General features: G+C 58.7%; 1 protein-coding gene. It reads left to right on the top strand.

The window, feature by feature from the left end; all coding sequences use genetic code 11:
* Positions 1-321 (top strand): 30S ribosomal protein S13 (gene rpsM / locus ACOSDR_RS20270; protein ID WP_420732351.1); only part of this gene is annotated, 321 nt, incomplete at its 5' end.
* Positions 322-329: the final 8 nt, after the last annotated feature.

The following is a 329-nucleotide window of genomic DNA, read 5'->3' as shown; positions in this document are numbered from 1 at the left end:
AAAGCGGACATTGACCTCACCAAGAGGGCTGGAGAGCTCACGGAGGACGAGGTGGAGCGCGTCATCACCATCATGCAGAACCCACGACAGTACAAGATCCCAGACTGGTTCTTGAACAGACAGAAGGACGTGAAGGACGGAAAGTACAGCCAGGTTCTGGCCAATGGTCTGGACAACAAGCTGCGAGAGGACCTGGAGCGACTGAAGAAGATCAGAGCCCACAGGGGGCTGCGCCACTTTTGGGGCCTTCGTGTCCGAGGCCAGCACACCAAGACCACTGGCCGCCGGGGCCGCACCGTGGGTGTATCCAAGAAGAAATGAGTCGCTGG

The sequence above is a fragment of the Hwanghaeella sp. 1Z406 genome (assembly GCF_048892425.1).
In the GTDB taxonomy this organism is placed as follows: domain Bacteria; phylum Pseudomonadota; class Alphaproteobacteria; order UBA8366; family Aestuariispiraceae; genus Pacificispira.
Note: the sequence above shows the minus strand (reverse complement) of the source record. Positions and strands in the feature narration are given on the sequence as shown.